The organism is Robiginitalea insularis (genome assembly GCF_052497835.1).
Genome location: NZ_CP199296.1, coordinates 2,103,358 through 2,116,461, shown reverse-complemented (window position 1 = coordinate 2,116,461; position 13,104 = coordinate 2,103,358). Strand labels below are relative to the sequence as shown.

At 47.6% G+C, this 13,104-nt stretch carries 12 protein-coding genes and 1 pseudogene; 4 read left to right on the top strand and 9 right to left on the bottom strand.

All coding sequences use genetic code 11. The annotated features are described in order from the left end of the window. Positions 1-27: 27 nt before the first annotated feature. Both ACT6NV_RS09570 and ACT6NV_RS09565 read left to right on the top strand, forming a co-directional pair. Positions 28-549 carry a methyltransferase gene (locus tag ACT6NV_RS09570; protein WP_445384248.1) on the top strand — a complete coding sequence of 174 codons (522 nt, stop codon included), beginning with the start codon at positions 28-30 and terminating at the stop codon, positions 547-549. Then, entirely contained in the window at positions 546-1,415 is an 870-nt protein-coding gene (locus tag ACT6NV_RS09565) for a glycosyltransferase (protein WP_445384247.1), read from the top strand. Before ACT6NV_RS09570 ends, ACT6NV_RS09565 begins: the two co-directional genes overlap by 4 nt. Here the strand turns inward: ACT6NV_RS09565 and pafA are convergent. Then, positions 1,407-3,089, bottom strand: a complete 1,683-nt coding sequence (gene pafA, locus ACT6NV_RS09560) for an alkaline phosphatase PafA (protein WP_445384246.1) — start codon at positions 3,087-3,089, stop codon at positions 1,407-1,409. The genes ACT6NV_RS09565 and pafA overlap by 9 nt on opposite strands. Positions 3,090-3,202: 113 nt before the next feature. Between pafA and ACT6NV_RS09555 the strand changes: the two genes are divergently transcribed. Together ACT6NV_RS09555 and ACT6NV_RS09550 are read left to right on the top strand one after the other, a co-directional pair. Next, positions 3,203-3,940 (top strand): MlaE family ABC transporter permease, encoded by a 738-nt coding sequence (locus ACT6NV_RS09555; RefSeq protein WP_445384245.1) that lies wholly within the window; start codon positions 3,203-3,205, stop codon positions 3,938-3,940. Beyond that, positions 3,940-4,707 carry an ABC transporter ATP-binding protein gene (locus tag ACT6NV_RS09550; protein ID WP_445384244.1) on the top strand — a complete coding sequence of 256 codons (768 nt, stop codon included), beginning with the start codon at positions 3,940-3,942 and terminating at the stop codon, positions 4,705-4,707. Before ACT6NV_RS09555 ends, ACT6NV_RS09550 begins: the two co-directional genes overlap by 1 nt. Here ACT6NV_RS09550 and ACT6NV_RS09545 read toward each other — a convergent pair. From ACT6NV_RS09545 to cdd, 8 genes and pseudogenes are all read right to left on the bottom strand, one after another. Continuing rightward, positions 4,704-6,167: a DUF389 domain-containing protein gene (locus ACT6NV_RS09545; protein WP_445384243.1), complete on the bottom strand. Its 1,464-nt coding sequence runs from the start codon at positions 6,165-6,167 to the stop codon at positions 4,704-4,706. The two genes, ACT6NV_RS09550 and ACT6NV_RS09545, sit on opposite strands and share 4 nt — an antisense overlap. 4 nt (positions 6,168-6,171) lie before the next feature. Continuing rightward, positions 6,172-7,257 carry a mannose-1-phosphate guanylyltransferase gene (locus tag ACT6NV_RS09540; RefSeq protein ID WP_445384242.1) on the bottom strand — a complete coding sequence of 362 codons (1,086 nt, stop codon included), beginning with the start codon at positions 7,255-7,257 and terminating at the stop codon, positions 6,172-6,174. Then, positions 7,254-7,862 (bottom strand): SprT-like domain-containing protein, encoded by a 609-nt coding sequence (locus ACT6NV_RS09535; RefSeq protein ID WP_445384241.1) that lies wholly within the window; start codon positions 7,860-7,862, stop codon positions 7,254-7,256. The genes ACT6NV_RS09540 and ACT6NV_RS09535 overlap by 4 nt, the downstream gene beginning before the upstream one ends. Positions 7,863-8,028: 166 nt before the next feature. Further along, positions 8,029-8,709 carry an SDR family NAD(P)-dependent oxidoreductase gene (locus ACT6NV_RS09530; RefSeq protein ID WP_445384240.1) on the bottom strand — a complete coding sequence of 227 codons (681 nt, stop codon included), beginning with the start codon at positions 8,707-8,709 and terminating at the stop codon, positions 8,029-8,031. Continuing rightward, positions 8,710-9,756: a M28 family metallopeptidase gene (locus tag ACT6NV_RS09525; protein WP_445384239.1), complete on the bottom strand. Its 1,047-nt coding sequence runs from the start codon at positions 9,754-9,756 to the stop codon at positions 8,710-8,712. After that, entirely contained in the window at positions 9,753-11,387 is a 1,635-nt protein-coding gene (locus ACT6NV_RS09520) for a pyruvate dehydrogenase complex dihydrolipoamide acetyltransferase (RefSeq protein WP_445384238.1), read from the bottom strand. The genes ACT6NV_RS09525 and ACT6NV_RS09520 overlap by 4 nt, the downstream gene beginning before the upstream one ends. Positions 11,388-11,399: 12 nt before the next feature. Further along, on the bottom strand, positions 11,400-12,398 hold the full coding sequence (gene pdhA, locus ACT6NV_RS09515; protein ID WP_445384237.1) for a pyruvate dehydrogenase (acetyl-transferring) E1 component subunit alpha: 999 nt from the start codon (positions 12,396-12,398) through the stop codon (positions 11,400-11,402). A gap of 158 nt (positions 12,399-12,556) precedes the next feature. Beyond that, positions 12,557-13,063, bottom strand: a pseudogene (cdd, locus tag ACT6NV_RS09510) (cytidine deaminase); the annotation flags it as partial. Positions 13,064-13,104: the final 41 nt, after the last annotated feature.

Genomic DNA, 13,104 nt, shown 5'->3' with positions numbered 1-13,104 from the left:
AAAAACAGCAGTAAGACTGCCAGGCCCATGTATAAGTATTATCCGGAAAAACGCTACCGACTCACCCTTGAATTTTTACGCAAACACATAGGGAAGGAGGAGCAAATCCTGGACCTCGGGGTACCAAACCCTTTTTCGGAAATCATGCGCCAGGAAGGCTTTGAGGTCCAAAATACAGGGGGAGAAGACCTGGACCTGGACCTGAGTACCATCAGACATTCAGATGCACCTGTGGTTACGGCCTTTGAAATCCTGGAGCACCTGGTGGCCCCTTTTAACCTGCTGCGTGAGCTCCCGGCAAATAAACTATTGGCCAGTGTACCGCTAAGACTTTGGTTTGCTGCCGCCTACCGTTCCGAAACAGATCCTTGGGACCGTCATTTCCATGAATTCGAAGCCTGGCAATTTGACTGGCTACTGGAAAAAGCGGGCTGGGAAATAAAAGACCGTATACAATGGGCCCATCCGGTAAAAAAAATCGGGGTTCGTCCGATCCTGCGATATTTCACCCCCCGATACTACCTAATCTACGCTGAAAGGACTCCATGATGAATGGAACGGCCCCGGCAGACTTGCTTCTGATTATTCCAGCTCATAACGAAGCGGCATTGATTTCGCAATGCCTGGATTCCCTGTTGTCTCAAAGCAGGCTGCCGGATAAGGTAGTGGTTGTGGATGATAACAGTACAGATAATACCGCGGCCATAGTGGATGCGTACAGCAAAAAATATCCGTGGATAGAATTAGTGCAGAAAGAATCAGCTCCTGTCCATCAACCCGGGGGCAAAATTGTGAATACGTTTAATTTTGGCCTGTCCCATATTTCAAAGCCCTATCAGTATATTGGAAAATTTGACGCCGATATTGTGCTTCCGCCGGAATACCTCCAAAAGGTCCTGAACACCTTCGAAAAAAACCCTACACTGGGAATGTGTTCCGGACTGCTCTTTATCGAAAAGCAGGGAGACTGGGTTTACGAGCAAATCTCCGGTGCGGGACATGTAAGGGGGCCGCTAAAACTCTATAGCAAAGCCTGTTTTGAGGCGATTGGCGGCCTGAGGGCGAATATAGGCTGGGATACGGCAGATACACTGCTCGCCCGCTACCACGGTTTTGAGGTGCATACCCTGCCCGAATTGAAAGTCCGGCATTTGCGGCCCACAGGAAGCTCCTATACTGCCAAACAAGGAAGACTGCAGGGCCGAAGTTTTTACAACCTGCGTTACGGTATAGCTATCAGCTTAATCGCATCCTTAAAATTGAGCTGGAAACTCGGTAAGCCCTTTCTGAGCTGGCATCATTTCAGGGGTTATTTTAATGCCTGGCGGAATTCTGAAAGGCGTTTGCTGAGCCCTGAAGAAGGCCGGTTTGCCCGTCGGTACAGGTGGGCCGAAATCAGGAAAAAGTTATTCTAGCACCTCCCAAATAGCCTGCCCTGTTGTTCCATTCGGATTTGCAATCCCTAAAAGTAGGGCAAGTGTGGGTGCAATATCGGGGATATAGGTTTTCCTTAATAACTCTCCCTGTCGTATTCCCTTTCCGTAGAAAAGCAACGGGACATGCGTATCGTAGGGATAAGGCGAGCCATGGGTGCTTCCCGTACGGGAATAATCGATTGTAGCGGGAGCCGGTAAAATTACAATATCCCCGGAACGTTTCTGATTATATCCATTCTGGAGAATTCCTGCAAAACCCTCCCCTAAATCGGCCCCCACCAACTGTTCGGCCGTATACACTTCCTGTATCCCATCGAAACTCAGCAATTCTGCCCTCAGTATTTCTGCAACCTCTTCCGTTGTCAGCCCCAGATTATCGATAAGCTTATGATCTAAGAAAACATGGTTATTTGAACTCCCCCTGATGATTTCCGTAGTTCCAAAGCGATAATTCATAAATTCCCGTATATCCGTTGCAAATGCCCCTGTATTGAGATATCCCCCAGGTATCTTCTGATCCTCTAAAAAGGCGGGTACCTGTACGGCCCCGTGATCTGACGTCAGGAAAACAGTGTAGTTGTCCCGCCCAATTTTTTTGTCGAGAAAATCCAGCAAACGTTCCAGGTCCTTATCCAGACGTACATAGGCATCCTGTACTTCCTTGGAATTCACTCCAAACCTATGCCCGATATAATCAGTGCTTGAATAACTGATTGTCAGGAAATCAGGGACCTGGTCAAAACCCAGTTTTTCGTTCTCTATCGCCTGCATCGCGAAATCTGTGGTGAAACTATTACCATAAGGTGTGGAGCGCAGAATGTCAAAGCCACCGTTAGCCTCCCAAAGATTGGGAAGATCGTGAGGAAAAACAGCGGCCACTTCGCCAGTGAACATCCCTTCATAAGGTGTATTATCTGCTCCGCTCTCCAGATAGGTGTTGATATCCCCAGCAGTATCCCATACTTTTTTGTAACGGCTACCCGCATCGGAATTATTGAATTTTTCCACCCATTCAGGCAACTGCTCCATATAGTAGGTGCTGCTGATCCATTTTGCGTTTGCGCCCCCTTCAAACCAATACGCAGCATTTGCCGTATGCCCGCCGGGGAGCACGGCCCCACGGTCTTTTAGGGAAATGGAAATGACCTTGGCGCGCATCTGATAATGCAACCGCAACTGGTCTGTAATAGTTGTTGTAAGCATACGGTGGGGAGACATCTGGCCTGCCCCGCCAGAGGTTCCGACAGACTGCTGTTTCGGATCGCCCGCACAGTAAACGCTTTGCCCGCTGTCTTTATCGAACCAATTGTTGCCGATAATCCCATGTAAGGTAGGAGTTGTGCCCGTATAGATTGAAGCATGCCCCGGCCCCGTCGAGGTTGGGGCATAATTAAAATGATGGTCCCTGCAGAGGAATCCCTCTCCAACAATTCTGCGGAAACCCCCTTTTTCATAATGCTGCCAGAAACGGCTCAGATAGTCAAATCGCATCTGGTCTACCACTATGCCCACCACCAATTTTGGAGGATTGGAGAATCCGGTAGGGCTCCATTCTGCACCTTTTTGAACAATACGGACCTGGGCATTGACAGAAGTGGCAAAGAAGAACAATAGGAGAAACGGCAAAAGGGAAACACGTACGGGTACTGGCATGAGATCAGATTTACAGCCCTAAAAATAAGGAATCTCCATCTTTAGATTCTCCTGTGATACAAAATCAATATGAATATGCTTATTTTTACCCTGATGAAGCCTACCAAAACCCTATGAATTACCTTACCTCTATCGGCAGCTATGCCATTATGGTGCGCGAAGTTTTTAAAAAGCCCACTAAATGGCCTATCATGAAATCGCTGATCCTGAAGGAGATCGATGAGCTTATTTACGGCTCCATGGGGATCATAATCTTTATTTCCTTTTTTATCGGGGGGGTTGTTACCATTCAGACCGCTTTAAACATCAGCAACCCGCTAATCCCAAGAAACCTTATCGGTTTCGCCACAAGGCAATCGGTAATCCTGGAGTTTGCCCCCACTTTTACGTCCATTATTATGGCTGGGAAAGTTGGTTCTTATATCACCTCAAGTATCGGGACCATGCGCGTAACCGAACAGATAGATGCCCTGGAAGTCATGGGGGTCAATTCTCTGAATTACCTGGTTTTCCCAAAAATCATCGCCATGCTTTTTTATCCCTTTGTGGTGGCCATTTCGATGTATATCGGGATATTGGGGGGCTGGATAGCAGGTGTCTTTGGAGGTTTCAGCTCCAGTGCAGACTTTGTGGAGGGCCTGCAATTAGACTTCATCCCTTTTCATGTAACCTATTCCTTTATCAAGTCTGTGGTGTTTGCCATGGTAATCGCCACTATCCCCTCCTATCACGGATATTATATGAAGGGGGGTGCCCTGGAAGTCGGGAAAGCCTCCACGATTTCATTTGTCTGGACCAGTGTGGTCATTATCATCCTGAATTACATACTCACTCAATTACTCCTTGGCTAATGATAGAAGTACAGGATTTACAGAAATCATTTGGCGAAACACAGGTTCTGAAAGGCATCAGCACCGTTTTCGACAAGGGCAAAACCAATCTTATCATCGGGCAGAGCGGTTCCGGGAAAACGGTCTTTATGAAATGCCTGCTCGGGCTGATCAAGCCTGATAAAGGAACCATCTGTTATGATGGGAAGGTATATTCCAAGTTAAGCCCCGCAGAAAAAAGGGATTTGAGACAGGAAATGGGGATGGTTTTCCAGGGAAGTGCCCTGTTTGATTCCATGACCGTGGAGGGAAACGTAATGTTTCCGTTGGATATGTTTACCAAACAATCCCGGTCGGAAATGCAGGACCGGGTGGATTTTGTCCTCAAGCGTGTAAACCTTGTGGATGCGCATAAAAAATTCCCTTCCGAAATTTCCGGGGGCATGCAGAAAAGGGTAGCCATTGCCCGGGCTATAGTCATGAACCCCAAATACCTCTTCTGTGACGAGCCCAACTCCGGGCTGGATCCGAAAACTGCAATCCTTATTGATAACCTGATACAGGAAATCACCCAGGAATACGACATCACCACAGTGATCAATACACACGATATGAATTCCGTAATGGAAATCGGTGAGAAAATTGTATTTCTGCAACACGGGCACAAGGCCTGGGAAGGCACCAACAACGAAATCTTTAAAACGGACAATGAGGCCGTGACCAATTTTGTCTACTCCTCAGAATTGTTCAAAAAGGTCCGCCAAATGTATCTGGAAGAAGACGACTAATCTCCCACCTGCCGAACCTGAATCTTTGGGTTTTTAAGGCGCACCTGCAGCCAGTTGGACAACTTCTTCAGGTCTTCCTCCTTTTCAGTTGTATTTCCGTTCTTCCAGCTCACTTCAAACATCGGGATGGTATCTGTCTTTTTAAAGTCCGTCTGCAGTGTATATGCAAAACTCAGGCGGTCAATATTCTCATAATTAATCCGGGCTTCCTGCGAGATTTCCTGGAAGGGAATCATGCCTTTTGCCAGACTGCTCATTTGGGATAATTCTTCCTCTAGGACCCTGATGCGCTGGTCTTTATTTAATAGTTCAGCTTTTTTGGCCTCATAGAGCTCATTGACATAGTTGAATTTAAGTTCACTGTCGTCCTGGGCTCCCTGTACCACCTTCAGTTCAGTAGTCTGTAATTCAGAATATTGGTTCTTTTGTGCTTTCCAGGTTTGAATCACAGTCTGTGGAATCGGGTCGTCCCCCATACAAACCAATTCAATTATCGAATTTCCATCTTCATCGTAATTGATCTCTGTAAGGTTATCCATATACCTCCCTGTGCCGCTAAACTGGTAGACCCCTATGGTCTCGCTGATCAACTGCCTGGCCTGGGAACGGAAACGGGATTCCCGGAATACCTTGTAAAAAGTGTAGCCTGCAGGGATCATAACCATTACAGCCACCAGGGAAGCGATCCGGGCGATAAACCGCCTCTTTTTGGAATTGGCATAGCGCACCATCGGAAACCGCAGCAATTTAAGTACCAGGAAGGTTGCCAGGGCTATAAAAATAGTATTGATGGTAAACAGGTAGAGGGCTCCCAATGCGTACTCCCAGTTGCTGATCGCCAGACCAAAACCAACCGTGCACAGGGGTGGCATCAGTGCTGTTGCAATGGCGACACCAAAGATCACACTAGCAATGGTACCCCTTTTAGCACGTGCAATGACGAGGGCCAGACCACCAAAGAAAGCGATCAATACATCCCGGATATCCGGCTCCGTCCGGGCGAGTAGTTCAGAAGATTCGTCGCGAAGCGGAAAAAACTCGAAAAACAGGTAGGCCGTGAGGACGCTCAAAACCACCATTATGGCAAAATTCTTCAAACTCCTTCTGAGGGTATCAATATCGTTTACCGCAATAGACAAACCGATCCCGAGGATAGGACCCATCAGCGGCGAAATTAACATGGCTCCGATTACCACGGCTGTGGAGTTGGCATTAAGCCCCACCGAGGCGATGAAGATAGAGCAAATCAGGATCCATGCCGTGTGCCCCTTAAAAGGTATGTCTGCAATGATGGCAGCCTTGGCGGCATCCTGGTCCGTATTTTTGCGGATGTCCAGCAATTCCGACATAAACTTGCGGCTGCTGCCCAAAAGCCCCTGAAAATCCTTTTTGACCTCAGCGCTATTGTCCTGTTCGGGAGCAGCAGTATTCCTTCCCTCTTTATTATTACTCGTTTGCATATTGTTAGGTATAACGTTCCCCAAATTGATCTTTTACCTGGGCCACTAGTTGTTTTATTTCCTGTTCTTTAGATTTTGGCATCACCAGCAGCACTCCTTCATGGTCTACTATTATATAATCCCTGAGGCCGTCCACGACCCCAATTTTATTATCGGGCAGGCGAATCAGATTTCCGCTGCTTTCCCGGCAAAGGATATTGCCCTGTAGCTTCGCATTATTTTCGGAGTCTTTCTCCACTTTCTCATAAAGAGACCCCCAGGTTCCCAAATCATTCCAGTCAAAAGATGCGGGCAGCACGTAAACCTGATCAGACTGCTCCAAAATTGCATAATCGATTGAAATGTTTGCTGCCTGGCTGTAATGTTCTTCGATAAAATCTGTTTCTCCAGGGCTGTTGTAAAATGGAATCCCCTTTTCAAAAAGGGCGTATTGATCGGCCTGGTATTTCTCGAAAGCCCGGATAATCCCTTTTACAGACCAGATAAAAATCCCGGCATTCCAGAGAAAATTTCCCTGTTTCAAAAATCCTCTAGCCGTCTGATAGTCTGGTTTTTCACGAAACTGGACCACCTGCTGCAAACCTGCCTTCCCGATGGCCTCCTTTGCATATTCAATATACCCGAAACCGGTATTGGGGAAGGTGGGCTGAATTCCAAGGGTGCATAAAATTGGTTCCTTTGCACTCCTTTCAAAACACTGAATCACATCTGCCTTAAAAGCTTCCTCATCTTCTATCCAATGATCGCTGGGAGCCACTACCATTACTGCTTCCGGATTGGATTTCCTGATTTTTAGTGCAGCGTATAGAATACATGGGGCCGTATTTCGCATAGCCGGCTCCGGAACCACCTGCACCGGGGAGATCCCGGGAAGTTGTTTCAGTACCAGTTCCGTATAGCGGGCATTGGTAAGGATATAAATATTTTCCTGCGGGATAAAGCGGGAGAGACGGCCAAAAGTTTTCTGTAATAAGGATTCCCCGCTTCCAAGCATATCGTGGAATTGTTTGGGAAAATCGGCAGTACTCACCGGCCAGAAGCGGGATCCCACTCCTCCGGCCATTATAACGGCATAATAATTTTTATTCATCCAAACTGATTTAGCAATTCAACCTCCGCATGCGGCTGGAAAAGGTACATCCTTCCCGTAGCCAGCTCGAGGCACTGATATCTTTTTACTTTTTTCGGGCCCTTCCGGAAAACCTTCCCATTGTATAGCCTGAAAGTACTCCCCTCCGGAATTTCAAATACAAAATGCCCATGTAATTCCTCAGCATCGTATTTCTTCAATGCCAGGGCAAGCGGTGTATCGGTACTACTGCTTGCTTTGGGGTTTTTGAAATGACGCGCCAGCAACGGTAAAAGTTCCATAGGAAAAATGGCCGGCCTTAAAAAAGGGAGCATCATCTGTTGAAAGGTATATTTCCATTCCTTTCCATGGGGTTTTATATTCCGCCCAAAATGTTTAAAGGCAACCAAATGGGCAATTTCATGAATAAGGGTAATCAGGAAGCGATATTTGTTCCCCATAGCGTTGATGGTAATCAAATGGGTTCCGTCCGGTAACTTCCTGTAATCTCCGTGCCGGGTTTGGCGGCTGTTTACAATCTTTAAATGAACTGCCTCCTTGCGTATCAGCTCCAAACACGGAGCGAACGCCTGTTCGGGCAAATAGGGCTCTAATGCATTATTCATTAGCGCAAATTTATACAATTATGGATGCCGGGTTAAAAAAGTATCAGACTAATTTTAAGCTAGGGCAATCAGCCTCTGGAGAAATGAATTCAGGGAACCTAAAGCTTTATTACGAACTACCTGGATTATTACAAAGGTTTTTATCGGGCCCCGGGAAATAGTGGGATCAGGGGGTTGAGCTGCTTACCTGTAAAACTTTTCCATTGTAAAATCGCTGTCCACTGAGCGAAAAATCCTTTATATAGGCTGCCATTTCGGCTGCGCTGATAGGAGCCTTATATCCCGGGAAAGCTGCTTCAAGCATTTCTGTCTGAACGGCGCCAAGCGCCAGAACATTAAAGGCCGGACCGGTCTCTTTATACTCTTCCGCAAGCAATTCCGACAGGGTAATCAGGGCTCCTTTACTGGAGCTGTAAGCTGCCAGACCCGGAAACTTGGCACTACCCTGAACACCACCCATTGAACTGATGCTTACCACATGGCCCCCTGCACCCATAAGCGGGATAAGGGCACGGGTCAGGGCTGCAAGCCCAAATACGTTTACAGCATATACTTTTTCAAAATCCTCAAAACTCGTGTCCGAAAATGGTTTATTCAATAAAGTCCCTGCATTATTCACCAGGACATCTACATTTTTCCATTCTTTGGAAAGCCAGGAAGCCACAGCCTGTATATCCGAATCCCGGGTAATATCAAAACTTCTGAATGACAATTTCTTGTGTTGTAGTTTTTGCAAAGGATCCGTGTTTCGGCTTAAGCCCAAAACTTCGTGCCCATCTTTGAGCAATAGCCGAACAAGTTCATATCCGATACCCCTGCTGCATCCTGTAACTACAATCTTCGCCATTTAGTTAGCTGTAAGTTCATTTTCGGGCGCAGAGGCAATGCCGCTGATTACCGGAATCAGTTGGTTCACCATTTCCGCCATATGGACAAAATCCATTTCTGAATTTTCGTCCCCCGGTTGGTGGTAGTAATTAAAATTGGTGAAATCAAAGGCTGAAAAGGTGTGCGAAGGCACCTTAAAGGCTTTGTAAAATGAATAATTATCCGATCGCTGGAACAGATTGTACTCCGCGGCGGTCGGGAGATAACCTACCAGTTTGCCTCCGGCATACCGATTGCAGACTTCCGCCAGGTTGGATTTGTCATAACCTGTGATATACAGTTGGTAGTCCTTACCTCTCAGGGGTACCCCGGTCATCTCAAAATTAAGCATGGCATAAAGCGAAAGCCCATTTTCTAACAGTCGTTCAGCAAGGTGTTTTGATCCTAGCAACCCCCTCTCTTCTGCGCTGAACAGGGCAATGATGATACTCCTCTTCGGAGGTTCCTGCCCACTGAGGAATCTTGCCAGTTCCAAAACGGTGGAAGTTCCGGAAGCATTGTCATTCGCCCCGTTGGCAATCCCATCGCCGTTTTTTAAGGGGACGATCCCGATATGGTCGTAGTGGGCCCCAAGGATCACATAATCATTTTTCAAAACAGGATCGCTTCCCTCAATGAGTCCAACGATATTGTAGGCAATCTCCTTTGTATTCTTAAGGGTATCCCTGTAAGAAGAAAAATAGGGTTTTATGCCGAATTCCCGGAGTCGGTTTTCTATAAATCCCGCTGCGGCTTCAATACCTTCAGAACCCGTATCCCTCCCTTTGAGTTCATCGGAAGCAAGGTAGCTCATCAGCGAACCGATACGCGTGGAGTCCGAGAATACGACCGGTTTTGCAGGTCCCGAAATTGCCGGATTGCTCAAAACAGCCGATCCCGACGAAGCGGTTGCCTGATTCGGGATGCTGGCGGAACTCCCACAGGATGCCTGCAACAAGAGTAAACCTGATGCTAAGATGCAGCAAAGCCAGAAATTATTAGTTATTTGTTTCACTCGTTTCTTCATGCCAGCATGGTAACCGGGTATTCCATATAGGACCGTAGTGTTTGCAGAAACTGGGCTCCGGTAGCCCCGTCAACAGTGCGGTGATCACAGGCCAGGGTTACGGTCATTGTATGACCAACCTGTATCTGCCCATCGCGCACCACGGGTTTCTCAACAATAGCTCCTACAGAAAGGATGGCAGAATTCGGCTGATTGATGATGGAAGTAAACTCCAGAATACCGAACATCCCCAAATTGGATACCGTAAACGTACTGCCTTCCATTTCAGCCGGGGTAAGCTTTTTATTACGTGCTCTGCCCGCCAGGTCTTTCACAGCTGCCCCAATTTGGGTAAGGCTCATCTGATCGGCAAATTTCAATACCGGCACCACAAGGCCATCCTCAACAGCAACCGCAACGCCAATGTGCACGTGCTGGTTGAAACGGGTAGTATCCCCATTCCAGCTGGTGTTCACCTGCGGGTGTTTTTTTAATGCCATTGCACAGGCTTTCACCACCATATCGTTAAAGGAAACCTTGGTATCCGGCAGGTTGTTGATCTGTGCACGGGAAGCCATTGCCTGGTCCATATCAACCTCAATGGTAAGATAGTAGTGAGGGGCTGTAAACTTAGACTCAGACAAGCGCTTGGCAATCACCTTGCGCATCTGAGAGTTTTTAACTTCTTCCACGGACTCCTCTCCTGCCGGCAGTGTTGGAAGCGGAGCAGTGGCTGCAGCTTCAGGAGCTGTTTGAGTTTTTGCAGGCTGTTCGGCAGGGCTGAAATTCTCAATATCCCGCTTCACGATCCTCCCCTGGTCTCCTGTTCCACTAACCTGCTTCAGGTCGATTCCCTTTTCTTCTGCCATTTTCCTGGCCAGCGGGGAAACAAATATCCGACCGCCCTGATTATCAGTAGCAGGAGCCGTTTCTTCTTTTTTCTGTTCTGTTTCCGGTTCCGGACCGGAAGCAGCCTGGGCAGCCTCCTCTTTCGGGGCTGATGAACCACTTTGTGCACTGAGAACAGCATCCACATCAGTTCCTTTGGGTCCGATTACCGCCAAAACCTCATCTACGGGGGCAGATTCTCCTTCTCCTATTCCGATGTACAAAAGCTCTCCCGAATAGAAAGATTCAAATTCCATGGTGGCTTTATCCGTTTCAATCTCAGCAAGGATATCTCCTTCTTCAACGGAATCCCCTACTTTTTTGAGCCAACTGGCTACGGTCCCTTCTTCCATGGTATCGCTCAGGCGAGGCATACGCACGATTTCTACTCCTTCCGGTATTTCAGCAGCGGGTTTAGTTTCTTTAACAGACTCTCCCTGCCCGGTATTCTCAGCTTCTGCTGCTGGTGCTTCAGGGGTGCTTTCAGCAGCATCGGCTCCATTGAGCAGAGAAGAAATATCTTCCCCTTCCTCCCCAACTATAGCCAAAAGTGCATCTACAGGAGCTCCGTCGCCTTCTTCTATCCCTATGTGGAGCAGCGTACCCTCGTAAAAGGATTCGAATTCCATAGTAGCCTTATCGGTTTCTATTTCGGCCAGGATGTCTCCTTCTTCTATCTTATCCCCTACTTTCTTGAGCCACTTTGCCACAGTACCTTCTTCCATGGTATCGCTCAGCCGGGGCATTTTTATTACTTCTGCCATTTTCCTTAATGCTTATAATTTATGTTGGAGGAATGGATAATCTTCCTGTTCGTAGACCACGTCGTAGAGTTGTTCTACTGGAGGGAACTCTGAATTTTCTGCAAACTCTTCGCATTCCTTCACCAGTTTTTTGACGCGATCGTCAATTTCTTTTATCTCTTTGTCAGTAGCGTATTTCTTCTCGAGAATCACATCTTTTACCTGGGTAATCGGGTCGATCTTCTTGTATTCTTCCACCTCCTCTTTGGTGCGATAGTGCTGTGCGTCGGACATGGAGTGCCCCCGGTACCGATATGTTTTCATTTCCAGGAAAGTGGGACCACCACCCTTTCTGGCTCTGTCAATGGCTTTGTGCACCTCCTCAGCCACGGTAACAGGGTCCATCCCGTCTACCGGACCACAGGGCATTTCATACCCCAGCCCAAGTTTCCAGATCTCGGTTGAATGTGCCGTACGGGCAACTGAGGTTCCCATGGCGTAGCCGTTGTTCTCACAAATAAAAACAACCGGTAATTGCCAGAGCATTGCCAGGTTGAAGGCTTCGTGCAAGCTTCCCTGCCGAACTGCTCCATCCCCCATGTAGCACAGGGTAACCGCATCCCTTTTGAAATACTTATCTGCAAAAGCGAGCCCGGCCCCCAGGGGAATCTGACCTCCGACAATCCCATGCCCCCCGTAAAAGCGGTGTTCTTTAGAAAAGATATGCATAGAACCTCCCATTCCTTTAGAGGTTCCCGTAACCCGGCCGTATAGTTCGGCCATCACTTTACGGGGATCTACCCCCATTCCTATGGGCTGTACGTGGTTTCTGTAGGCGGTAATCATCCGATCCTTGTCCAGGTCCATGGCGTGTAGTGAACCCGCCAATACAGCTTCCTGCCCATTGTAAAGGTGCAGGAAACCCCGAACTTTTTGCTGAATGTATACGGCCGCAAGCTTATCCTCAAATTTCCTCCAGAACAGCATATCCTCATACCATTTCAGATATACTTCTTTGGTGAATTTTTTCATTGAAATTATTTTAGTGTCAGTTGGTCCTTCAATCGGGGATTCAGAACAGGATCTGCCGGCCCGAAGGTGGAAAAACAAAAATACACATTAAATCATTCCTGAAAAAAAATTGCTTGAGAAAGGAATCCGTCCGGTTTCAGGTCTGAAATGACCCCAGATCAGAGAAAGGAATTGTCGAAGCCCATGGGAAGCAAATCCGAGATGGAAGGGCATTCATAGACTGCTCCCTCAGCCGCCTGCAGCAATAGCCTTATTGGGCTGCCCTGTTTTTTTTCATATTCATAAATAGATTGTCTGCAATTGCCACAAGGTGCGGCCGGAGCGCTTAGTTGTTTCCCCGGAGCTTTGGCAACAATGGCTATACTGCGGATTAGCTCCCCCGGAAATCGGGCGCCAGCCTGAAAAACCGCTACCCTTTCTGCGCAAAGGCCGGAGGGATAAGAAGCATTTTCCTGGTTATTTCCTATGACCACCTCCCCGGAGTCCATTAAGACAGCAGCTCCCACCTTAAAGCCAGAATATGGAGCATAAGCCTTTTCCAGGGCCTTACGCGCCCGCTGCAACAACTGCTTGTCCGCATCGGAAAGCCCTGAAGCATCCGGATGCACAAGAATGTCAAACCCAATATGGCGTTTCTCCATACCTAAATATACAACAATGAAATCTGCGGAAACAAAAGAACCTGCTCATGGCAGGTCCTTTTGTT

Excerpts from the sequence above, each read along its gene's own strand:
- ACT6NV_RS09550 (WP_445384244.1), top strand. The coding sequence starts at position 3,940 with ATGATAGAAGTACAGGATTTACAGAAATCATTTGGCGAAACACAGGTT.
- pdhA (WP_445384237.1), bottom strand. The coding sequence starts at position 12,398 with ATGAAAAAATTCACCAAAGAAGTATATCTGAAATGGTATGAGGATATG.
- ACT6NV_RS09570 (WP_445384248.1), top strand. The coding sequence starts at position 28 with ATGTATAAGTATTATCCGGAAAAACGCTACCGACTCACCCTTGAATTT.
- ACT6NV_RS09555 (WP_445384245.1), top strand. The coding sequence starts at position 3,203 with ATGAATTACCTTACCTCTATCGGCAGCTATGCCATTATGGTGCGCGAA.
- ACT6NV_RS09545 (WP_445384243.1), bottom strand. The coding sequence starts at position 6,167 with ATGCAAACGAGTAATAATAAAGAGGGAAGGAATACTGCTGCTCCCGAA.
- ACT6NV_RS09525 (WP_445384239.1), bottom strand. The coding sequence starts at position 9,756 with ATGAAGAAACGAGTGAAACAAATAACTAATAATTTCTGGCTTTGCTGC.
- pafA (WP_445384246.1), bottom strand. The coding sequence starts at position 3,089 with ATGCCAGTACCCGTACGTGTTTCCCTTTTGCCGTTTCTCCTATTGTTC.
- ACT6NV_RS09540 (WP_445384242.1), bottom strand. The coding sequence starts at position 7,257 with ATGAATAAAAATTATTATGCCGTTATAATGGCCGGAGGAGTGGGATCC.
- ACT6NV_RS09535 (WP_445384241.1), bottom strand. The coding sequence starts at position 7,862 with ATGAATAATGCATTAGAGCCCTATTTGCCCGAACAGGCGTTCGCTCCG.
- ACT6NV_RS09520 (WP_445384238.1), bottom strand. The coding sequence starts at position 11,387 with ATGGCAGAAGTAATAAAAATGCCCCGGCTGAGCGATACCATGGAAGAA.
- ACT6NV_RS09530 (WP_445384240.1), bottom strand. The coding sequence starts at position 8,709 with ATGGCGAAGATTGTAGTTACAGGATGCAGCAGGGGTATCGGATATGAA.
- ACT6NV_RS09565 (WP_445384247.1), top strand. The coding sequence starts at position 546 with ATGATGAATGGAACGGCCCCGGCAGACTTGCTTCTGATTATTCCAGCT.